17 protein-coding genes, 7 tRNA genes and 2 pseudogenes are annotated in these 21,439 nt (G+C 46.6%); 15 read left to right on the top strand and 11 right to left on the bottom strand.

Annotated features, from left to right (window positions below):
• Positions 1-105: 105 nt before the first annotated feature.
• Positions 106-327 (bottom strand): annotated as a pseudogene (locus CELL2_RS09850) (sensor histidine kinase); the annotation flags it as partial.
• A gap of 1,403 nt (positions 328-1,730) precedes the next feature.
• Between CELL2_RS09850 and CELL2_RS03740 the strand changes: the two are divergent.
• From CELL2_RS03740 to CELL2_RS03720, 5 genes are all read left to right on the top strand, one after another.
• Positions 1,731-1,806 (top strand) — tRNA-Ala (locus CELL2_RS03740).
• A 55-nt stretch (positions 1,807-1,861) separates the two neighbouring features.
• Positions 1,862-2,293 (top strand): tRNA (N6-threonylcarbamoyladenosine(37)-N6)-methyltransferase TrmO, encoded by a 432-nt coding sequence (gene tsaA / locus CELL2_RS03735; RefSeq protein ID WP_004082829.1) that lies wholly within the window; start codon positions 1,862-1,864, stop codon positions 2,291-2,293.
• A gap of 4 nt (positions 2,294-2,297) precedes the next feature.
• Positions 2,298-3,374 (top strand): iron ABC transporter substrate-binding protein, encoded by a 1,077-nt coding sequence (locus CELL2_RS03730; RefSeq protein ID WP_038037466.1) that lies wholly within the window; start codon positions 2,298-2,300, stop codon positions 3,372-3,374.
• Entirely contained in the window at positions 3,368-4,402 is a 1,035-nt protein-coding gene (locus CELL2_RS03725) for an iron ABC transporter permease (protein ID WP_038033306.1), read from the top strand. Before CELL2_RS03730 ends, CELL2_RS03725 begins: the two co-directional genes overlap by 7 nt.
• A gap of 5 nt (positions 4,403-4,407) precedes the next feature.
• Positions 4,408-5,184, top strand: a complete 777-nt coding sequence (locus CELL2_RS03720) for an ABC transporter ATP-binding protein (RefSeq protein WP_038033504.1) — start codon at positions 4,408-4,410, stop codon at positions 5,182-5,184.
• A 56-nt stretch (positions 5,185-5,240) separates the two neighbouring features.
• On the opposite strand, the gene CELL2_RS03715 is transcribed toward CELL2_RS03720, so the two are convergent.
• From CELL2_RS03715 to CELL2_RS03685, 7 genes are all read right to left on the bottom strand, one after another.
• Entirely contained in the window at positions 5,241-5,504 is a 264-nt protein-coding gene (locus CELL2_RS03715; protein WP_004082838.1) for a stage V sporulation protein S, read from the bottom strand.
• Positions 5,505-5,574: 70 nt separating this feature from the next.
• Positions 5,575-5,651: transfer RNA gene (locus tag CELL2_RS03710), tRNA-Arg, on the bottom strand.
• Positions 5,652-5,656: 5 nt separating this feature from the next.
• Positions 5,657-5,732 (bottom strand) — tRNA-His (locus CELL2_RS03705).
• Between the two features lie 11 nt (positions 5,733-5,743).
• Positions 5,744-5,820 (bottom strand) — tRNA-Arg (locus tag CELL2_RS03700).
• Positions 5,821-5,831: 11 nt separating this feature from the next.
• A tRNA-Gly gene (locus CELL2_RS03695) sits at positions 5,832-5,907 on the bottom strand.
• An 88-nt stretch (positions 5,908-5,995) separates the two neighbouring features.
• Positions 5,996-6,784: an iron export ABC transporter permease subunit FetB gene (gene fetB, locus CELL2_RS03690; protein WP_004082840.1), complete on the bottom strand. Its 789-nt coding sequence runs from the start codon at positions 6,782-6,784 to the stop codon at positions 5,996-5,998.
• Entirely contained in the window at positions 6,784-7,404 is a 621-nt protein-coding gene (locus CELL2_RS03685) for an ATP-binding cassette domain-containing protein (protein WP_038033307.1), read from the bottom strand. The genes fetB and CELL2_RS03685 overlap by 1 nt, the downstream gene beginning before the upstream one ends.
• Before the next feature lie 55 nt (positions 7,405-7,459).
• Between CELL2_RS03685 and CELL2_RS03680 the strand changes: the two genes are divergently transcribed.
• Positions 7,460-7,549, top strand: a tRNA-Ser gene (locus CELL2_RS03680).
• Between the two features lie 13 nt (positions 7,550-7,562).
• Positions 7,563-7,639 (top strand) — tRNA-Arg (locus CELL2_RS03675).
• Between the two features lie 15 nt (positions 7,640-7,654).
• Here CELL2_RS03675 and CELL2_RS09890 read toward each other — a convergent pair.
• Positions 7,655-8,422, bottom strand: a pseudogene (locus CELL2_RS09890) (guanosine polyphosphate pyrophosphohydrolase); the annotation flags it as partial.
• Positions 8,423-8,483: 61 nt separating this feature from the next.
• Here CELL2_RS09890 and CELL2_RS03665 point away from each other — a divergent pair.
• The gene (locus tag CELL2_RS03665) at positions 8,484-8,975 is read left to right on the top strand and encodes an adenosine-specific kinase (protein WP_011943331.1); all 492 of its coding nucleotides are present in this window, start codon (positions 8,484-8,486) and stop codon (positions 8,973-8,975) included.
• Here CELL2_RS03665 and ttuA read toward each other — a convergent pair.
• Entirely contained in the window at positions 8,956-9,897 is a 942-nt protein-coding gene (ttuA, locus tag CELL2_RS03660; protein WP_039446206.1) for a tRNA-5-methyluridine(54) 2-sulfurtransferase, read from the bottom strand. The two genes, CELL2_RS03665 and ttuA, sit on opposite strands and share 20 nt — an antisense overlap.
• Positions 9,898-10,111: 214 nt before the next feature.
• On the opposite strand from ttuA, the gene CELL2_RS03655 reads away from it, so the two are divergent.
• From CELL2_RS03655 to CELL2_RS03625, 7 genes are all read left to right on the top strand, one after another.
• Complete coding sequence (locus CELL2_RS03655) at positions 10,112-12,574, top strand: ATP-dependent Clp protease ATP-binding subunit (protein ID WP_038033310.1); 2,463 nt, start codon at positions 10,112-10,114, stop codon at positions 12,572-12,574.
• Positions 12,571-13,896, top strand: a complete 1,326-nt coding sequence (radA, locus tag CELL2_RS03650) for a DNA repair protein RadA (RefSeq protein ID WP_038033312.1) — start codon at positions 12,571-12,573, stop codon at positions 13,894-13,896. The genes CELL2_RS03655 and radA overlap by 4 nt, the downstream gene beginning before the upstream one ends.
• Positions 13,874-14,932, top strand: coding sequence for a DNA integrity scanning diadenylate cyclase DisA (gene disA, locus CELL2_RS03645; RefSeq protein ID WP_038033313.1), 1,059 nt, complete (start codon positions 13,874-13,876; stop codon positions 14,930-14,932). Before radA ends, disA begins: the two co-directional genes overlap by 23 nt.
• A gap of 97 nt (positions 14,933-15,029) precedes the next feature.
• Positions 15,030-16,778 (top strand): NADH-dependent [FeFe] hydrogenase, group A6, encoded by a 1,749-nt coding sequence (locus CELL2_RS03640; protein ID WP_038033316.1) that lies wholly within the window; start codon positions 15,030-15,032, stop codon positions 16,776-16,778.
• Positions 16,779-16,822: 44 nt separating this feature from the next.
• The gene (locus tag CELL2_RS03635; protein ID WP_038033318.1) at positions 16,823-17,725 is read left to right on the top strand and encodes an ABC transporter substrate-binding protein; all 903 of its coding nucleotides are present in this window, start codon (positions 16,823-16,825) and stop codon (positions 17,723-17,725) included.
• Complete coding sequence (locus tag CELL2_RS03630) at positions 17,722-18,453, top strand: ABC transporter permease (RefSeq protein ID WP_038033319.1); 732 nt, start codon at positions 17,722-17,724, stop codon at positions 18,451-18,453. The genes CELL2_RS03635 and CELL2_RS03630 overlap by 4 nt, the downstream gene beginning before the upstream one ends.
• Positions 18,438-19,130, top strand: coding sequence for an ABC transporter ATP-binding protein (locus tag CELL2_RS03625; RefSeq protein WP_012310720.1), 693 nt, complete (start codon positions 18,438-18,440; stop codon positions 19,128-19,130). Before CELL2_RS03630 ends, CELL2_RS03625 begins: the two co-directional genes overlap by 16 nt.
• Here CELL2_RS03625 and recG read toward each other — a convergent pair.
• On the bottom strand, positions 19,114-21,405 hold the full coding sequence (recG, locus tag CELL2_RS03620) for an ATP-dependent DNA helicase RecG (protein ID WP_038033322.1): 2,292 nt from the start codon (positions 21,403-21,405) through the stop codon (positions 19,114-19,116). The two genes, CELL2_RS03625 and recG, sit on opposite strands and share 17 nt — an antisense overlap.
• Positions 21,406-21,439 lie beyond the last annotated feature (34 nt).

The raw sequence follows: 21,439 nt of genomic DNA, 5'->3' as shown, positions 1-21,439 counted from the left end.
TGTGATGTCATCATCTTCCACGATCAGTATGTCATTTTTATCCCTCCTGAGAGGAAGGGTTATTACGAATGTGGTCCCGTCCTTTTTTATGACTTCCATCGAACCGTTTAGATAGTTCACCAGTTTCTTCACTGTGAAGAGTCCAAATCCGTTTTGTTCCTTCAAACCCGGTCCTGTGTCAGAAACACGCAAGTTGATTTTATCATTTTTCTTTTCTATTTTGAGAACCACTCTTCCAGAAGGTGTGTACTTCACCGCGTTTGAAAACAGGTTCAAAACTAGTGCGAGGAAAGCATCTTTGTCGATTTCGAGTTCGTTGAATTCCATTTCGATGTCTGTTTCAAGGTTTTTGAGCCGAGCCATTTCCAGAATCGGTTCCAGGGCTTTTTCCACGTCATTCTTCCTCAGAACTTCGCTCCTTCCTATCGACGTTTTGAGAATTCTTTCTATCTCTTCTGTCATTTCGTGACAGAGTTTTTCTATGTTTCTAACCACAGGCGAGGTCTCCGGGAATTGTCGTTTCAAAAGTTGAGCACTCACGTAGATGGCGTTCACCGGATTTTTCAAATTGTGGGCGAGATTCTTGGTGAGTACAACGTACATATCCTGGAATTTTTGTTTTTCTTCCAGAAAGGATATGTACTCCTCGACAAACTTTGAAAAAGCATCTCTTAACTTTGGAAAGTAAGAAGACATTTCTTGCGAAAAATATTTGCTGAGTATCTCTCTCACTCTGTTTTGGTCATCTTCACGCAGAATTTCCGGTATGATTCGCAGGATTTCAATGAGAAGGTTGTAAAGGTTCGTGATGGCAGAAGAAATTCGTTCGGGAGGAATCTCAAGTTCCTTTGAGAGCTTTTCTGCTTCTTCTTTGGGGGTCTCCACGTACTTTTTAACGAAGTGCCACATCAAAAAGATACTGCCCGATGCCACATGGTAGAGATATACACTTCTGAAAAAATAGAAAAAAATCGAAGAAATGGAATAAAGAAACAAACTCACTGAAAGGAGTGTTGTCTGCGGTTTTCTGATGAGTAGAAGAAGTGAAAAAAGAGCGAGCGAAATGCTTTCGAAGTAGATGAGAAGGTCAAATCTCAAAACTGATACAGCGAAAAGAATAACAAATGTGAGAACAACGAGCCATTTGAAAGAATTCTTTTTCTTCCCGATCAGAAAGAAAAAGAAACCTTCAGCGAGGATCAGCTTGGAGCTACTCAGAAACATCCACGCGTTTTTCGGATCCATGAGGAAAACCCGAAGAAAAAAGAGAGAAAGTAGAGAAGAGAACAAACAGGAAAAAGCGAGGATGGTTAAATCCTCGTCCTTTCTTGAGCTGGTGTAGTGTGTGAAAAATGAGAGAAAGAGCGCCACAAAGTTCAAAGCGGAGACAATCACCACGTTTGTCGTTTCAGGAAATAGGAAATACATAACGACCATGCCAAAAAGTGAAATTACGATAAAGGGTCCATGCTATCTACCCCCTGATTTAATCTAACACATGAGTTTGTAATGTGTCAATAATTCACTGTTGTTTCGTCAATTGATTCAGTTGAAAACTATCATTTGTTAAAGCAGTTTCGTTTGATGCTGAATTTAATAAAATGAATCAAAACGAAAGACTGGGCAGGCGGTATGCTGAGAGTCATAAAGATCAACAGAGTCTTCAGGAATGGCTCTCAGGATAGGACTTGAATAAATAGAAGAGATCGAGTATAATAAATCACGGATGTGGGGCCGTAGCTCAGCTGGGAGAGCGCTACCTTCGCACGGTAGAGGTCGTGGGTTCAAGTCCCATCGGCTCCACCAAAAAGCCCCTGCGCGTGCAGGGGGTTATTTTTTTAATTTAAAGGGGGAGTTGGATGTGTTTCTGTTGAAACAGATCGGTGTAATTAGATCTCCTTTCAAAAGTCCATCCGAGTGCCCTTTCCAGGGGAGATTTTCTCAGGAGAGATTCACGATCGAACTCTTTCCTGAATACGAAGAAGGGCTGAAGGACATCGAAACGTGTACACATCTGATCGTTCTTTACTGGCTTGACAGAGCGAACAGAGACAGATTGATCGCTATTCCTCCGTTTGACAAGCGTGAGCACGGTGTTTTCGCGACACGCTCTCCCCACAGACCGAATCCCATCGGTTTTTCTGTTGTGAAACTTTTAGAAGTGAGGGGAAGGGAACTGGTTGTAGAGGGACTGGACGCTGTTGATGGAACCCCCGTTGTCGATATCAAACCCTACTCTTCGAAAATAGACTGCGTAGAGAACGCCAGAATTGGATGGTTCGAGGAGGTGTAGAGAAATGAAATTCAAGGTTTTTATCTCTGTTTTTCTGATTCTTTCGGTCGCGTTGTTTTCGGAAGGAATCGTGATAAAAGATCTTCTTGGAAGAGAAGTGGAGATTCCTTCGAACGTGAATCGAATCGTGGCAGTGGGTCCCGGGGCGCTCAGGTTGATTGCGTATTTGAAAGCCACCGATATGGTTGTTGGTGTGGAAGACTTTGAGAAACTCAGACCTTACGGGAGGCCATACATACTTGCGTATCCGGAGCTCAAGAAACTTCCGAGTGTTGGTCCTGGAGGACCGGGAAAGCTTCCAGATCTGGAGTCTTTGATAGCCCTGCAACCCGACGTTGTTTTCATCACGTACGTTGACAGGAAGACGGCGCAGAACATACAGGAGAAAACGGGGATTCCCGTTGTCGTTCTCAGTTACGGAGATCTCGGGACATTTGAAGACGAGGATCTCTTCAGATCGATCGAGCTGGCAGGAAAGATTCTTGGAAGAGAAGAAAGGGCCCATGAAGTGGTTGATTTCATAAGGAAAGCGCAGGAGGATCTCGTAACTCGATCTGAGGGTGTCGAAAGCCCTACCGTCTATGTTGGTGGAATCGGATACAAAGGAGCTCATGGAATCGATAGCACGGAGGCGAAGTATCCTCCTTTCGTGGTCCTACACGCGAGGAACGTTGTGGACGAACTGGGAGAAGGACACAAATTCATAGATCCTGAGAAGCTACTCGTTTGGGATCCAGAGTACATTTTCATCGATGAAAACGGTTTGAGCCTCGTACTGGACGATTATTCGAAACACAGAGAATTCTACGAGAGTTTGAGTGCTGTCAAAAGAGGAAAAGTTTACGGCATTCTCCCTTACAATTATTACACCACCAACATCGGAACAGCTCTGGCCGATACGTACTTCATCGGAAAGGTTCTCTATCCCGAACGTTTTACCGATATCGATCCAGAGGAAAAGGCGGATGAAATTTATGAATTCTTCCTCGGGGAAAGGGTTTACAGGGAGATGGCTGAGCAATTTGGAGGATTTGGAAGGATAGATCTTTCTTCAGGAAGGATCCTCCGTGGAACGTGGTGATTTACAAGAATTACGTTGCGAGAAGAATTCTCACGATTCTGTTTTTATCATTTTTGCTGGTGCTTGTAGGGATCTATTCTCTATCACATGGTGGATACTCTCTGTCGCTCAAAGATATTATCGGCGCATTTCTGGGGAAGGGTGACAGGAAGGCGCAACTTGTGATCTGGAGTGTCAGATTTCCAAGAGTAGTCACCGGTATCCTCGTTGGTGCTTCTTTGGCGGTCTCTGGAGCTGTTATGCAGGGAGTTTTGAAAAATCCTCTTGCCAGTCCCTTTACAACGGGTACATCTCATGGCGCCATGTTCGGTGCTTCCTTAGCCATCGCACTGGGAGCAGGGTATTCTGAGAGCACTGGTAGTGTCACACTGAACAATCCCTACACCATCGCTCTCTTCGCTTTTCTTGGGGCGATGAGTTCTTCTCTTGTCATTCTTTTGATTGGAAAACTAAAGGAAATCACTCCAGAAGCGATAGTGCTGATGGGTGTCGCCATGGGTTCTCTCTTCACGGCTGCCACCACGTTGATCCAGTACTTTGCTGATGATCTGGAACTCGCCACGATGGTTTACTGGAGCTTTGGAGATCTTGGAAGGACAACCTGGAGAGAAAACCTCATACTTCTGGTGGTCTTTTTGACGGTTTTCGCTTATTTCCTCTGGAAGGCGTGGGATATCAATGCGATGGTTGTGGGAGACGAAATCGCAAAGTCGACGGGGATTGAAGTGGAAAAAGTGAGATTGATTCTGGTAGTGCTCTCTACTTTGCTGACAGCCATCAGTGTGGCGTTCGTCGGTATAATCGGTTTCATAGGACTGCTGGCACCCCACATGATGAGAATCCTCTTTGGAGAAGATTACAGATTTTTGATTCCTCTTTCCGCGCTGTGTGGTAGTGTTTTGCTGTTATCGGCCGATACTGTGGCACGCGTTCTTCTATCTCCCACAGTTCTTCCTGTGGGGATTGTGACTTCTTTTCTCGGTGCACCTCTTTTCATCTATCTGCTCCTTCACAGGGAAGAAAGGTGACAGAGATGCTCCGAATAAGAAACCTTTCGTTCAGTTACAGAAACAAAAAAGTTCTGGATAATGTCACTTTCAGCGCGCAGAAGGGAGAACTCATCGCTATCCTGGGGCCAAACGGTGCAGGAAAGAGCACGTTGTTGAAGTGCATAGCAGGTATCCTGAAGTGCCAGGGCGTAGAGATTTTTAGTAAACCTCTCGAACAATACACCAGAAGAGATCTGGCCAGGATAGTTGGGTACGTTCCACAGAGATTCGATCCCGGAATGTTGAACGTTTACAATCTGATCCTTCTCGGGAGGAAACCATACGTAAGCGTAAGCCCCTCAAAAGAGGATATCGAGATTGTAAACAGGGTGGTAGAACGATTGAATCTCCAACATCTGGTGTTTCAGAGAGCGAAGAATTTGAGCGGTGGCGAACTTCAAAAGGTGAGTATTGCCAGGGCACTCGTTCAAGAGCCGGAGATACTTTTGCTGGACGAGCCGACGAATAATCTCGACCCAAAGAATCAGATCGAGATCATGGAGATAGTTCAAGATTTTGTGAAATCAGGAAAGATGGCACTAGTCGTGATGCATGAGATAAACCTGGCTCTGCGATTTGCTGATAGGTTCATTTTCATGAAGGATGGAAAGAATGTAAGCGACGGTGAAAGATCGATTTTGACACCAGATCTGTTCTGGGAAGTGTACGGGGTGAACGGAGTTGTGAAAGAGATTCTTGATACACCTGTTTTTGTTTTGAGAGGCAAGGAATCTCCGGGATCCCGTGAAAATGCTGGCTAGCAAAAACAAAAATCCCCGCAAATGCGGGGATTTCGTTTGCTTTTTCTTGTGAAAACTCAGTCTTTCGGGAAGACAATGAACTTGATTGCCGTTCTGGTTTCTCCGTTGATCTGAACTTCCGCGAAAGCGGGAACGCAAACGAGGTTGATTCCACTTGGAGCAAGATAACCCCTTGCGATGGCTATGGCCTTCACGGCCTGGTTAACAGCACCCGCTCCAATTGCCTGAAGCTCGGCCTTTCCTTTTTCTCTGATAACTCCTGCGAGAGCTCCTGCGACTTTGTTGGGGTTGGAATTAGAAGCAACCTTGAGTACTTCCATGTGTTTCTACCTCCTCTACGGTGAGTGTTCTTCTATGCCCTTCAACGACATTGGTTTATTGGTTTTCGAGTGGCGCGCCCGGCAGGACTCGAACCCGCAACCATCGGATCCGAAGTCCGACGCTCTATCCAGTTGAGCTACGGGCGCGTCGCTGGGGTGACCAGCGGGACTCGAACCCGCGACCACCTGATCCACAGTNAGGCGCTCTACCAACTGAGCTATGGTCACCACGAAAAAAATGGCGCGCCCGGCAGGACTCGAACCTGCAACCCTCGGATTAGAAATCCGATGCTCTATCCTGTTGAGCTACGGGCGCACCAGAAACGTTGGAGCGGGCGACGGGACTCGAACCCGCAACCCTCGGCTTGGAAGGCCGATGCTCTACCAGTTGAGCTACACCCGCCCTTCAAAGACCCTCCAAGCACTAAAAATATTATCATAACTCTTTGGGAACGTCAAGTGGGATATACAACGTGTGAGTTTTGAAGTTCTCAAACGATCAGCTGATTTTCTCTGTTGAAGAAAGCTTTGTATCCCAGATAGAGAAACACGCTCACACTGATCGTGACTCCACCAAGTATTCCAAGCATTATTGCGATCTGATACTTTATCGCAGTGATCGGAGAGGCTCCAGAGAGGATCTGTCCCGTCATCATCCCGGGGAGGAACACGATACCCATACCAATCATGGAGTTGAGAGTTGGCAGTATCGCCGAATCGAACGCCCTGTCACTGAACATTCTCACAGCATCTTTTGGCCTTGCACCCAGCATCAAAGCGGCTTCCACAATATCTTTTTGAATCGTTATTGACTCAGAGAGTGTCTTCACTCCGAGTGAAACACCGGTCATGGAGTTTCCGATGATCATACCCGCAAGAGGGATCACGTACCTCGGATCGAACCAGGGAGAGATCCTGACTACCACGTACAGAAAGTACACGAGACTGAGAAGCGTTCCTGTGCTCACAGAGATCGCTATGAAGAGCTCCAGACGTTTTTTCACCCTTGCAGGAAGAGAGAGCCTTGCCCTTTTGTAAACGTTGTAGATGGCGAAGATCTCCATAACGAGAACTGCCAGAATTGTGTAGAGAGGTGAAGGGTGATCGAGTATGTAACTCAGTACAAATCCTGCCATCACCAGCTGGAAAGTCATCCTGATAGATGCCACCAGAACTTCCTTTTCTCGCGGTATTCTTCTTATTCTCAGTATGAGCATCAGAACAACAACGAAAATGTAGGCGCTCAAAAGCTGTATCAGACCGATATCAACTGGTCCCATCACAAAACCCTCCCGTTTTTGAGTTCGATCAACACGTCTGCGAATTTTCTCAATTCCGGGTTATGAGTCACCATGACAAGCGTTTTTCCCCGACTTTTTGCAAAGTTGGACACTTTTTTGATGATTTCAATGCCGGTTTTTTCGTCCAGAGAAGAAGTGGGTTCATCGAGGAGCAACACCTCAGGATCCATGAGAAGAACCCTTGCCAGAGCGAGACGCTGTTTTTCACCGCCGGAGAACTTTTCTGGATCATCGTTCAGGTCTTTTTCGAGCATGACGAACTTTAGGATTTTTCTCAACTCTTCATCATGTGGAATCTTTTTTCCAGAAAATTTCAGGCCCATGAGGAGATTCTCCTTCACGTTGCCGGGAAACACAACGGGAAACTGAGGAAGCATCACCACTTTCCTTCTGAGTTCAACCGAGTCGATCTCCGTCAACGGTGTGCCCTTGAAGAAAATTTCTCCACTATCCGGTGAAATCAGTTTGTTCAGCATCTTTAGAAGAGTTGTTTTTCCCGTACCGCTCTTTCCTGTAATAACGGTAATTTTTCTGGCCGGTATGCGGAGTTCCTCGATGTTCAATATATCCTTGTATTTCACATTCTTTAGAACAAACACGATTTTTTCCTCCCCTTGAATATTTCTGGATGTGTTGCTATAATAGATGACAGGTGGAGAGGTGGCCGAGCGGCCGAAGGCGCTTGCCTGCTAAGCAAGTGTGGGGGTTTCCCCACCGTGGGTTCGAATCCCACCCTCTCCGCCAGTTTTTTATATATGTGCCCGTAGCTCAGTTGGATAGAGCGCCAGACTGCGGATCTGGAGGTTGGGGGTTCGAATCCCCCCGGGCACGCCACCTTTTCTCAAGGATCTCCCACACTATTCCGTATCTGTAACCCCTAGTGCTCACTGTCATCTTCGGCGAATATTTTCTCAAAAGAGCAACGGTTACGATTCCTCCTGCGAGTATTGTTTTCTCTCGTCCTACGGGAAGCACATTCAAATTCTTCACGTCTTCAAAGCTCAGCCTTTTGATCTTGTCCACGAGTCTTTCAACCTCTTCTAATTTTAAAACGCTTCCGTGAAGAATTTCTAGATCCCATTTTCCTTTCATCAATGCAGCGAGCGCGACAAAACTTCCTCCAACTCCAAAAAGTTCGTCCTTTTTTACCTCGGGAAGTTGCTTCATCACGTACTCAACTATTCTATCCACCGGTTCGATGTAGGGAAGTGTTAGGGAAAAAGTGCGATTCAGAACGTGTGTTCCGAGTTCTAAACTCACGTATCCATCTTTCCAAGCAAGTTCGAGGCTACCCCCACCGAGGTCAGCTACCAGGATATCCTTTTTCCCGAAATCTTTCGCTACAGAAACATAAGAATAGTACGCTTCTTTTTCTTCCGGTAAAATCTCTCCCCGGTCCCCTGTTATCTGTTGGAAGATGTCGGGATGTTTCCTAAAAAATGCCGTTCCAAATACGTGAAGTTCCGCCCCCATTTTTTCAGCTTTTTCCACACATTCTTTGAACACTTCTTTCGCCTTCTCGAGGTTTCCGGAGGCTATTCCGACTTCGTGGACCTCTTCAAGAACGGTCTTCCCTTTCTCCGAAACGACAAGGAGAATGAAGGAGTTGCTCCCCATATCCAGCACTGCGATCATTTCCCCACCTCCTGGTGTTAGAATATTCCTGGGAGGTGAAAGCGTGAGTATACAGCTCGAGGTCGTGGACGTTGCCATTCCGGAAAATGCCAATATTATTCTGGGACATTCTCATTTTATCAAGACGGTTGAGGATCTGTACGAGGTGATGGTGACAACGAATCCAAACCTCAAGTTCGGTATAGCCTTCAACGAAGCGAGTGGGCCGTGTCTCATCAGGCACGAAGGAAACGACGAAGAGTTAGTGAATCAGGCGATCGAAACGGCGAAGAAAATAGGTGCCGGCCACACCTTTGTGATCTACATAAGAGGTGGTTACCCCATCAACATCCTGAACCAGATCAAGAACGTTCAGGAGGTATGCAGGATATACACGGCAACAGCGAATCCTTTACAGGTGATCGTGGGTATCACTTCTCAGGGAAGAGCGGTACTCGGAGTGGTTGACGGGTACTCACCCAAAGGTGTGGAAGGCGATGAAGACAAAAGGAAAAGACACGCGTTTCTCAGGGAGATCACAAAGTACAAAAAATGATCCCCCGCTCATGCGGGGGCCTTGTTTTTCTTTTCTCTACCTGTTTTCTGAGTCTGCAGAAGGAACACACCTCTGCCGTCGTTGGATATCCACACTCTTTACATTCCCTGAGTCCTTCCACTTCGAGTTTCGGCTCTTTCTTTCTTTTCAAAAATCCAAGATAAAAATTCAGAGTGATTCCGGGTTGTTCTTCTTCGAGTTCCCGCAGGATCTTCTTGTACACAAGCGAAGTCGCGCCCACAGAGAATGGGCAAGCCATCTCTAGGTGTGGTATCTCGTTCAGAGTTGCGTACAGTTTTATGTCTTCTTCGTAGTTCAAAACGAGTGGTTTGGCCTTTGGAACGAGTTTTTCATGGGTTTTTGGAAGGAGCGGCCACTGCCTTTCCAGATATCCTTCCTGCCAGTGAAGGATGTTTCCCAGCAAAACAGACGCTTCATCGTTCAGGTTGTGCCCCGTGACCACCACGTCGTAACCGTTTTCGTAAGCGAATTTGTTCATCAGATACCTTCTCACGACCCCACAAATAGAACAAACAGGCCTCCTCAACATGATGGAGATTTCCTGAGTGGAAAGGCCTTCGAAGTATTCCGTTGCATCGACTATGTGAAGTTTAGTGTTGAGAAGCTCTGCGTTTTTTTCAACGATTTCCTGAGCTTTCTGGACCATTCCGCTTTTTCCGGCTCTGATGAACAGTGCGTCCACCTCGTAGCCAAGTTTTTTCAACATGTGCCACAGGGAAACACTGTCCTTTCCACCGGAAACAGCTATCAATATTTTCGAATTTCTGCCGAACATTTTGAACTTTTTTATCGCTTTCTCCACCCTTTGTTCTATGAATTCGTTGAAGTGTTCTTTGCAGAGCTTTATGTTGTAGTGTCTCAACTTAACCGAGGCGGGTTTTCCACACTTGGTACACTTCATTTTTTCCCTCCTTTCGAGAAAAGTGTCGTTTAAATTCGGTTCGATTAAATTGTATCATGGATATTTCACCGGTTGTAGATCCGTACGAAAAATCGAATTTGGTGAATCTAATTGTTACCTTTTGCTTTACTTCTGAGAGAACTTTGAACATTTCTGAAAGATGTTATGTCCATAAGGGTGATATAATGAAATTGGAAGACCCGGAGGTGATACTATGTTTGATAAGTTCTCGGAGAAGACAGCTCAGATATTTGTAACAGCCCAGGAGGAGGCAAAAGAACTCGGGCATTCGTACGTCGGAACGGAGCACCTTCTGCTTGCAATTCTAAAAGTAGATAGAAGCCCGGCCGTCGAACTCCTGGAAGAAATGGGAGCCTCGTACTCCAAGGTGAGATCCGAGATCATCTCCATGGTTGGCATGGGGATGAGAGGCTTTGTCCCTTCTCCTCAGATGACTCCAAGAGCCAAAAGAGTGACCGAACTCGCATACGAAGAGGCGAAGATTCTTGGAAGTGACAAGATAAACCCGGAGCATCTTCTCCTTGGTATTCTGAGAGAGGGAGAAGGGATTGCAATACACATTCTGAGGAAACTCGGAGTAGATATCGCTACTCTGAGAAGAGAGATCATAGATATCTACTCCTACTCCTCGAACAAAAATCTGGAGTATGAGGAAGAGGAGGATTACACTTACAGAAGCGTGAAGCAACTTGAAGGCTTCGGTGTGAACCTCACGGAACTTGCAGCCAAAAAAGAGCTCGACCCAGTTATTGGAAGAGAAGAAGAAATAGAGAGAGTGATGCAGGTCCTCGTCAGAAGGAAGAAAAACAATCCTGTTCTCATTGGAGATCCTGGAGTTGGAAAGACAGCGATAGTCGAAGGTCTGGCTCAGAGGATAGTCGCTGGAGATGTGCCCGAGATCTTGAAAAACAAGGTGATCTTCTCTCTTGACGTGGCAGCGCTGGTTGCGGGAACCAAATACAGAGGTGAATTCGAAAAGAGGATGAAGAAGCTCCTTCAGATCGTGACCAAGGATAAGAACATTATCCTCTTCATAGACGAGATACACACCATAGTTGGTGCTGGATCGGCTGAGGGAGCAATCGATGCTGCGAACATTTTGAAGCCTGCTCTCGCACGTGGAGAGATAAGCTGTATAGGTGCCACCACACCGGACGAATACAGAAGGTACATTGAAAAGGATGCGGCTCTGGAGAGAAGGTTTCAGAAGATATATGTGAAAGAACCAACTGAGGAAGAAACGCTCGAAATATTGAAAGGTTTGAAGAGAAAATACGAAGCGCATCATAAAGTGATTTATACCGACAAGGCTCTGGAGGCGGCCGTTTACCTTTCCAAGAGATACATAACCGATCACTATCTACCTGACAAGGCGATCGATGTGATAGACGAGGCAGGTGCCAGAGCGAGATTGAAGGTGTTCGTGCTTCCTCCAGAACTGAAGAGTATGAAATTAGAACTGGAAAGGATAAGAAGTGATAAGGAGCTCGCTGTTCTGAACCAGGATTACGAAAAGGCTGCACAACTGAAAGAAGAAGAGATGGAGCTGGAGGCGGAATACAGAAAAAGGTACGCAGAGTGGAGAAGACGCGCAGAAACAGCTGTGGTAAAGGTGGATGTAGACGACGTGGCCGAGGTGGTGTCTTCCTGGACGGGCGTTCCTCTCAAAAAGATCGAAGAAACGGAAGTCGAAAAGCTTCTCAATCTCGAAGAGGCTCTCCACCAGAGAATCGTTGCTCAGGACGAAGCTATAAAAGCTGTAGCCAGGGCCATAAGAAGAGCAAGAAGCGGTTTGAAAGATCCGAGAAGGCCGATAGGTGTGTTCCTGTTCCTTGGTCCAACGGGTGTTGGAAAGACAGAACTCGCAAAGGCGCTCGCAGAGTATCTGTTCGGGGATGAAAGAGCCCTTATCAGGTTCGACATGAGCGAATACATGGAGAGGTTCTCCGTTTCAAGGCTCATAGGAGCACCTCCAGGGTACGTGGGTTACGAAGAAGGCGGTACTCTCACGGAGAAAGTGAGAAGAAGACCGTTCTCGGTGATCCTGTTCGACGAAATAGAGAAGGCACATCCGGACGTGTTCAACATACTGCTTCAGATAATGGACGATGGAAGACTCACGGATTCTCAGGGACGTGAAGTTGATTTCAGGAACACGATCATCATCATGACCAGTAACATTGGAAGCTCTTACATCAACAAGTCCAAGAGAACACTCGGGTTTGTAGGTGACAACAACGAAGAGAAGGAATTCGAGAAAATAAAGGATCTCGTTCTGGAAGAGGTGAAAAGAACGTTCAGACCGGAGTTCCTGAACAGGATCGATGAAACGATCATCTTCCATCCGTTGAATAAAGAACACATCGAACAGATCATCGACATACTCTTGAGAGATCTCAGAAAGAGACTCTCGGAGAAGAACATGAAGCTCATACTGACAAAGAGTGCAAAAGAGTTCCTGGTCGAAAAAGGATTCGATCCGGTGTACGGGGCAAGACCTCTGAAGAGAGCGATACAGAGATACGTGGAAGATCCTCTCTCTGAAGAGATCCTGAGAGGTAAGTTCAACGAAGGAGATACGATCGTCTGTAGGGCTCGCAAAGATGCTCTTCGATTCACCAGAAAGGGTGAAAAGAAGGAGAAGGTGGTCCAGTGAAAAAGTTCGTCTGTTCCAACTGTGGCTACGTTTCTCCAAAATGGTTCGGAAGGTGCCCTCAGTGCGGTGAATACGATACAGCAGAAGAAGTGGTTCAAAGAAGGAAAAACAGGGAGGGAAGCCCCTCCCTGTTTTTAAATTTAGAAGACGCTGGAGAAATTTCCCTTGAAAGGCTATCCACGGGTTTTTCAGAACTGGACAGGGCTTTCAGGGGAGGAATTGTTCCCGGACAGGTGATCCTGCTCTCCGGTGAACCCGGGATAGGAAAGAGTACGATAGCGCTTCAGATCGCTGAAAGGTTCGCTGAAAGAGGGCTGGTTGTTTACGTTTCTGGTGAAGAGTCCCCCCAGCAGTTGAAATTGAGGGCGGACAGGCTTCTGTTGAAGAGGAAAAAGGACATTCTTTTGACCTTAGAGAACGACATCGATGAAATAATATCTTCTCTACAAAACAAAAGAGTGAGTTTTATGGTGGTTGACTCCATTCAAACGGTTTTTTCTTCGGATCTTGGAAGCAGTCCTGGAAGCATTTCCCAGGTAAAAAACGTGACGATGAAAACGATCGACTTCGCGAAGAAAAGAGGTGTGCCGGTTCTCTTAGTGGGACATGTGACGAAAGAGGGGGAAATAGCAGGGCCGAAACTGGTGGAACACATGGTGGACACCGTGGCGTATTTCGAGGGAGACAGGCGTACGGGATTGAGACTCTTGAAGATCACGAAGAACAGGTTTGGACCTTCTGACGAAGTGGCGGTCTTTGAGCTCAAAGAAAACGGTTTCGTCCAGGTGGAGAATCCTTCCTTTACTGAAGGAGATGCGGATCTTCCAGGAAACGTCCTCACGTGTGTTTTTGAAGGCACGAAGCCCTTTGTTGTGCAGATACAGGCACTCGTTTCCAAGAACAGAACGTTTTCTCCCAAGAGGGTGTGTAAAGGTGTAGATGTGAACAGGGTAATGCTTCTTATTGCCGTGATCAGTAAATATCTGAAGTTTCCCATAGAAACGCACGACGTTTATGTCAACGTTGTGGGAGGGCTCAGAATAACCGATCCAGCCGCGGATCTCGCGATAGCTCTTTCCATTGTGTCTTCCTATCTGGAAGTTCCCCTGCATAACACAGCAGCCGTTGGCGAAATTGGTTTGGATGGAAGGGTGAGGAAGGTTTACAATATTAATAGAAGATTGAACTCTTTGAAGAGTTCTGAAAGAATAGTGGTCCCTCCCGTCGAAGAAGAGCAAAAAGGAATTTTTGGAGTGCGTGACCTCAAAGAGGCCGTCTCTGTAATTGGGGGTGAAATCCTTGGTACCCCAGGAATTGATTGAAAAGATAAAACTCATATCACCAGGAACGGAGTTGAGAAAAGCACTGGATGACATAATCAACGCCAACTTTGGCGCACTTATTTTTCTTGTTGATGATCCAAAAAAATACGAGGATGTTATTCAAGGGGGATTCCGTCTGGACACCGATTTCTCGGCGGAAAAACTGTACGAGCTTTCAAAAATGGATGGTGCGATAGTTCTATCTGAGGATATCACAAAGATATACTACGCGAATGTTCACCTTGTACCAGATCCTACGATACCAACAGGGGAAACCGGTACAAGACACAGAACGGCAGAAAGATTGGCGAAACAAACGGGAAAAGTCGTGATAGCAGTTTCAAGAAGGAGAAATATCATCTCACTATACTATAAAAACTACAAGTACGTTGTGAACCAGGTGGATTTTCTCATATCGAAAGTGACACAGGCGATCAGCACCTTGGAAAAATACAAAGATAACTTCAACAAATTTCTTTCGGAACTTGAAGTTCTAGAGCTGGAAAACAGAGTCACTCTCGCTGACGTGGTGAGAACGTTGGGAAAGGGTTTCGAGCTTTTGAGGATAGTAGAGGAGATGAGACCCTACATAGTAGAGCTCGGAGAGGAAGGAAGACTCGCAAGAATGCAACTCAGGGAGTTGACGGAAGACGTGGACGACCTTCTGGTTCTTCTCATAATGGATTACTCTTCTGAAGAGGTGGATGAAGAAAGGGCTCAAGAAATCATGCAGGACTTTGTTAAGAAAAGAGAACCTTCTCCCATTTCAATTTCGAGGGCCCTGGGATACGATGTACAGCAGGTTGCACAGCTGGATGATGTGCTTGTTTCTGCGAGAGGTTACAGGCTTCTCAAAACCGTGGCAAGGATTCCACTCAGCATTGGGTACAACGTGGTCAGAATGTTCAAAACACTCGATCAGATCAGTAAAGCCTCTGTTGAGGACTTGAAGAAAGTCGAGGGAATAGGAGAAAAAAGGGCGCGGGCCATTTCAGAAAGTATCAGTTCCTTGAAGCATAGAAAAACTTCCGAGTAGTTGTGGTAGTATATCCCAATGAGGAGGTTCTTTTAAAAATAATTTGAGAAATTTATCACAAAATGGTGAAAACGATCCTGCGAGGAGGTGCTTTGCCTTGGCGGATGTAAGGATTGTTATAAATGGTAGAACGCTTACGGTACCTGACAACTTGACGGTCATTGAAGCCTGTGAAAAGGCGGGAATAGAGATTCCTGCTTTGTGTCACCACCCAAGGCTTGGGGAATCAATAGGTGCGTGTAGAGTCTGCGTTGTTGAGGTGGAAGGAGCGAGAAACCTTCAGCCTGCGTGTGTGACAAAAGTGAGAGATGGCATGGTGATAAAGACCTCCTCTGATAGGGTGAAGACGGCCAGGAAGTTCAACCTTGCACTTCTTCTCTCTGAACATCCCAACGATTGTATGACGTGTGAAGCGAACGGAAGGTGTGAGTTCCAGGATCTGATTTACAAGTACAATGTGGAACCCATTTTCGGATACGGTACCAAAGAAGGACTATTCGACAAAAGCAGTCCCGCTATAGTCAGAGATCTTTCCAAGTGTGTCAAGTGCCAGCGCTGTGTTAGAACATGTTCCGAACTTCAGGGAATGCACATCTACTCTATGGTAGAGAGAGGTCATAGAACTTATCCTGGAACTCCTTTCGACATGCCCGTCTATGAAACAGATTGTATAGGTTGTGGTCAGTGTGCTGCGTTCTGTCCAACGGGCGCTATAGTTGAAAATTCGGCAGTGAAAGTTGTCCTGGAAGAACTGGAAAAGAAAGAAAAGATCCTCGTTGTTCAAACCGCACCATCGGTGAGAGTGGCGATTGGCGAAGAATTTGGATACGCTCCTGGTACCATTTCTACTGGCCAGATGGTTGCTGCTCTTAGAAGACTCGGCTTCGATTACGTCTTCGACACGAACTTTGGGGCAGACCTTACCATAATGGAAGAAGGAAGTGAATTTCTCGAAAGACTTGAAAAAGGCGACCTTGAGGACCTTCCCATGTTCACTTCTTGTTGTCCTGGATGGGTGAACCTTGTGGAAAAGGTCTATCCCGAACTCAGGACGAGACTTTCTTCTGCCAAGTCACCACAGGGAATGCTCTCCGCTCTGGTGAAAACCTACTTCGCGGAAAAACTCGGAGTGAAACCGGAAGACATTTTCCACGTATCCATCATGCCCTGTACCGCGAAGAAGGACGAGGCTTTGAGAAAACAGCTCATGGTGAACGGTGTTCCAGCGGTGGATGTTGTTCTCACCACGAGAGAACTTGGAAAACTCATAAGGATGAAGAAGATACCGTTTGCGAACCTTCCAGAGGAAGAATACGACGCACCGCTTGGAATCTCCACGGGAGCGGCGGTACTCTTTGGTGTTACGGGTGGTGTGATGGAGGCCGCTTTGAGAACTGCGTACGAACTCAAAACGGGAAAGACACTACCGAAGATCGTTTTTGAAGATGTGAGAGGACTCAAAGGTGTCAAGGAAGCCGAAATAGATCTTGATGGCAAAAAGATAAGGATCGCTGTGGTTCACGGTACAGCCAACGTGAGAAATCTGGTGGAAAAGATTCTGAGAAGAGAAGTGAAGTATCATTTCGTTGAAGTGATGGCGTGTCCCGGCGGATGCATCGGTGGAGGAGGCCAGCCCTACAGCAGGGATCCAGAGATCCTCAGAAAGAGGGCGGAAGCCATCTACACCATCGACGAGAGAATGACTTTGAGGAAGTCCCACGAGAACCCTGCCATAAAGAAGCTGTACGAAGAGTACCTCGAACATCCGCTCAGTCACAAAGCTCACGAGCTTCTTCACACCTACTACGAAGACAGGTCAAGGAAGAAAAGACTTGCGGTAAAATAAATAGGGAGGGGAAACCCTCCCTTTCTTTTTCAGGAGGTGATTAGGTGAAGAAAGCAGCGAGCGTGGTTTTGCTCCTGACGATATCCATTCTTTTCGGAGAAACACTTTTGAATCCATTCGGGCCTGCATTGATACCCGTTGTTCCTATCATGGACGGGAAGATACCGACGGATGTGAAGATCGAAATCTGGAAAAATCCAGAGGAAGCGGTTGCGAAGATAGTTTCAAAAGAGGTTGATTTCGCTGTTCTTCCCGTGACCGTTGGTGCGAATCTATACGGAAAGGGAGTAAGGATAAAACTCGTGGGTGTACACGAGTGGAAGGTGTTCTATCTTGTTGCATCTGACGATGTTACTTTCGATGGATGGGAGAGTCTTCGAGGGCAGGAAGTTTACACACCTCACGGAAGAGGGCAGACGGTGGATGTTCTGATGAGGTACTTTTTATCAAAAGCAGGACTCACTCCCGACAGAGATGTGAAGATACTCTACGCACCTCCCCAGGAAATAGTCGCACTCTTCAAATCTGGAAAGGTGAAGTACGCAGCTCTCCCCGAGCCATTCGTTTCCATGTGTCTTGATCGGGGAAAAGTGGTTCTTGATTTTCAGAAAGAGTGGGGAAAGGAACTGGGAGTACCTGAGAGGATTCCGATTGCCGGTCTGTTCGTGAGAGAAGGCGTGGCCGAAGAAACCGTTGAAAAAGTTGAGAAAGCCCTCGTAGATTCTATCAGGTGGATGAAAGAAAATCTCGATGAAACCGTTCAACTTTCTTCTGAAAAATTAGGTATCCCCGCAAAGATTCTGAAATCGTCACTGGAGAGAATAGAATTCGAATACTTACCCGTTGAAGAGTGTAAGGAAGAAGTCGAGGCCTTTTTGGACAAACTGAACGAACTCTATCCCGAAGGTCTTGAAAAGGTACCAGACGAAGGATTCTACTGGAAATGAAAGCGGTTTTTGGAATACTTCTTGTTCTGATAGTGTGGCACCTCCTGCACTTTCTTTTTCCATCTTCTCTCATACTGCCGGGCCCTGTGGAAACCTTCGAAGTCTTCGTTAAAATTTTGAATCGTGAAACCTTCGAGGCCCTTTTAAGCACACTCTTGAAGGGCCTCGTTACCACTTTTATCGTCATCGCTGTGGGACTTCCCGTTGGTTTCGTCATGGGTATCAGCGACAGGATGTACGAATTTCTACGTCCTTTGGTCACGGTGGTGCAGGCGGTACCCGTTGTTTCCTGGCTTGTCGTCGTGATCTTTCTGTGGGGAATAGGCTGGCAGGGTCCTGTCGTCATCTCTTCCCTTTCCCTCATTCCAGTTGCCATTTTCACAACGGTTTCCGGGGTAAGAAGCGTGGACAGAAAGCTGTTGGAAGTGATGAAGGTCTACAGGGTGCCGCGGAGGATGATTTTGAAGGAGGTGTATCTTGGTTCGATCTGGCCCTTCGTTCTCTCGATTCTGGAGGTATCTTCTGGAAACGTATGGAAAGCGGTTGTCATGGGGGAGTACCTTTGTGGTGATAGAGGGCTGGGAGTTCTGATATCCTGGGCACGGCAGTACGTGGACGTTCCTCGGGTGTACGCACTCACCATTTTCACAGTGGTTCTGGGGATATCTTTTGAAAGATCTGTGAAGGTTCTCGCAAGGAGAGTGTGGAAGAAGTGGAGGTTATCCTGAAGGTAGAAGGATTGAGGAAAGACTTCAACGGTGTTAAGGTGATAGAAAACTGGGGTTTTTCAGTTGGTAAGGGTGAGAGGGTGGCTCTTCTTGGGCCGTCTGGCTGTGGAAAAACAACCTTTTTGAGGATTGTATCAGGTCTTGAAGACTATCAGGGAAAGGTGAAGGTTTTCACGGATAAAATCGGATACGTGTTTCAGGAACCCAGGCTGATTCCGTGGAAAACGATAACGGAGAATTTGATGTTGATCAGAAGAGATCCAGACAGAATAGCATCCCTTCTTGAGAAAGTGGAGCTGAAAGGTTTTGAAAATCACTATCCATGGCAACTCAGCGAGGGAATGAAACAGAGGGTAAACTTTGTGAGGGCACTCCTTGTGGATCCTGATCTTCTCCTTCTCGACGAACCTTTCGACGCACTGGACTTGAAGACAAAGATGAAGGTGATGGATTTGCTGATTGATTTGTGGCAGAAGAGGAGGTTCTCCATCGTTTTTGTGACACACAACGTGAAGGAAGCTGTTTTTCTGTCGGAAAGGATCTTTCTCCTCTCGGGAAGGCCTTCAAAGATACTCGACGAAGTGAAGCTGAAAGAGAAAGCCATAGATTTCACTGATGAGAAATTGTTCAGGCTGGAAAAGATGGTGATCGAAAGGCTCCTCAGCCTACTTCGATGAGTTTTATCTCTTCCGGGAGTTCTATTCCTTCCACGTCGATTTCCTGAACGTCTTCTCTTGCCCACTCCAAGAGTTTCAGATCTCTGTATAGATCGGCCACTTTGAAGCCGCTCAAACCGTGCTGTTTCACACCGAAGAACTCTCCAGGGCCCCTCGTTTTCAGGTCGTACTCGGCTATTTTGAACCCATCTGTGTTGAGTGTGAAGAATCTCAGCCTCTCCATTGCCTCCTCTCCCACGTCTCCAACAACGAGGAAGCAGTAAGCCTCCTGACCTCCCCTTCCCACTCTTCCACGAAGCTGGTGGAGCTGGGCGAGGCCAAACCTCTCTGGGTTTTCTATCACCATCACGTTCGCTCTCGGAACGTCTATCCCGACTTCTATAACCGTTGTGGAAACGAGGATGTCGTATCTTCCTTCTGCGAATTCCAACATGACTCTGTCCTTTTCCTCCTGAGAAAGCCGTCCGTGCATGAGACCCAGTTTGAACTCCGGGAAGACTTCTTTCGAGAGGTATTCGTACATCTCCACAGCGGACTTCACGTTCAGTTTGTCCGACTCTTCGATGAGCGGATAAACGATGAAAGCCTGTCCTCCCTTCATCACTTCTTGCCTCACGAACTCGTAGATTTCGTTCACTCTATCCATCGGAACGAGCATGGTCTGCACTTCTTTTCTTCCAGGAGGCATCTCGTCTATCACTGTGACATCGAGATCCCCGTAGAAGGCAAGGGCCATACTTCTGGGAATGGGAGTGGCACTCATCACCAGTGTGTCCACCATCTTTCCCTTGTTCATGAGGGCTTCTCTTTGTTTCACACCGAAGCGGTGCTGTTCGTCGATTATGACCAGTCCCAGGTTCTTGAAATGAACGTCTTCCTGTATCAGTGCGTGTGTTCCTATCACCACGTCTATTTGACCGTTCCTGAGGCCGGATTTTATTTTCTCCTTCTCTGAGGGCGTGGTTGCTCCTATGAGGAGTGCCACGTGGATGTTGAATTTCGAAAAACTCTCGATGGTTCTTCTGTAGTGCTGGATCGCGAGGATCGAGGTTGGCACCATGAAGGCCGTCTGGAAACCCGCTTCGTAGTTGTCGAGTATGGCGAGCTGTGCCACGACGGTCTTTCCAGAGCCCACATCCCCTTGAAGGAGCCTGTTCATCGGTTTTTCAGAGATCATATCGTTTCTTATCTCCTGATGAGCTCTCTTTTGAGAATTCGTCAGCTTGAAGGGAAGGGACTTTATAAACTCCTCTGCGAGTTTTCCTTCTATTTTCTTTGGAATCCCTCCGTGCTTTTCCCGCTCTTTTCTGATCTTCTGGAAAGCCAACTGAAGTACGAAAAGTTCTTCGTAGGCAAGCCTCTCCCGGGCCTTTTCGAGGTGATAGAAGGTTTTGGGAAAGTGCATTCCGTAGTACGCGTCTTTCACACCAAGCAGTTTTCTCTTCTCAAGAATCCTTTCTGGAAGGGTTTCTTTCAACGAACAGCAGAGAGATGGGATGTTTTCCTCGAAGATCTTTCTCATTTGTTTTTGTGAAATTCCCGAGGTCAAACGGTATATGGGAAGTATCCTTCTTGCGTATTCCCCCTCTTTCGGTGTTACCTCGGCGTTGTGAATTTCGTACTGGCCCGTGTACGCGTTCGATTTCACGGTGCCGGTCACGAAAACTTCTTTTCCGGTGAGCTGTTTCAGATAGGTCTGGAGGTATTCCTGGTTGAACCATTTCAAAAGAACGTGCACCAAACCGTCAGACAGAACGGCAGTCAAGATGTTCATGTTCTGGAATCTTTTTGTCTCAACGCTCACGATCTTTCCCTGGGTTGTCACCTTTTCACCTGGAAGAAGATCGTTCAGTTTGAAGATCTTCCTTCTGTCTTCGTAATCCCTTGGGAAAAACTCGAGGAGGTCTCTCAGCGTTTCTATTCCGAGTTTTTTTAGTTTCTTTTTTCTGTTGGGTCCCACTCCTTTTGCGTACTGGATATCCGTTGAGAGATCGACCTCTTCTCCAGAACATTCTAAGTAGTCTATGAGAAACCAGCTTCTCAGCTTTTCTATCATTTCCAGAGATTTCTGGATTCTGTACCTTTTCCTTACTTCCGGAAGGTTGGGAATTTCTTTCGCGTAGTCGAGAAAAGCTTGAAGTTTCTCTTCGAGGTCTTTGTTGTCCAGTAAAGGATCATCCAGCTCCTGAAGGAGCTGGTAAATTCTCCGTGTGTTCACCTGATTTTTGAGCATTTTCTCGACTTCGTTGAGGAATTCTTCTAACAGTATCGGCAACGCTTCACCCCACAAGGAAAGAGAGGATGTAAAG

The organism is Thermotoga sp. Cell2 (assembly GCF_000789375.1).
GTDB classification, from domain to species: Bacteria; Thermotogota; Thermotogae; order Thermotogales; family Thermotogaceae; genus Thermotoga; species Thermotoga petrophila.
The sequence above is the reverse complement of the archived record's forward strand: the minus strand, read 5'-3'. Positions and strand labels throughout refer to the sequence as shown.